This is a genomic window from Salinimicrobium oceani, assembly GCF_012037645.1.
This window is the reverse complement of record NZ_JAAVJR010001050.1, coordinates 1-368: the sequence shown is the minus strand read 5'-3', so window position 1 is coordinate 368 and position 368 is coordinate 1. Positions and strand designations below refer to the sequence as shown.

At 40.8% G+C, this 368-nt stretch carries 1 pseudogene; it reads right to left on the bottom strand.

Going from position 1 to position 368, the window contains the following annotated elements:
* Nucleotides 1–321, bottom strand: a pseudogene (locus tag HC175_RS20725) (toprim domain-containing protein); the annotation flags it as partial.
* Nucleotides 322–368 lie beyond the last annotated feature (47 nt).

The following is a 368-nucleotide window of genomic DNA, read 5'->3' as shown; positions in this document are numbered from 1 at the left end:
AAGATATCTCTTGAGCATTTTATGTTCTATTGGTAAAATCTTCCAGATTTTATTTGCAGGTTCTATTTCCTTACTCCTGATTTGGCTATTCAAAGAAGAATTAGAAACAGGTATTCCTTCTGACAAATAAGCTAGTGCTTCTGCTACGGAACAATTCAAGATGAGGCATACCAGGTCGATCACGTTTCCTCCTTTCCCAATACCGAAGTCGTACCACCTGTTTAGTCTAAAGGAAATTTTGAAAGAGGCTTCTGTTTCTGATCGCAGGGGACTCAGGAACCAGGCTTCTTTTTGTGATTTTCGAGTGGGAATGTGGCCCATCTTTATCAGTGTTTCGAAGATGCTAATGCTTCGTGCTTCCTCACAGG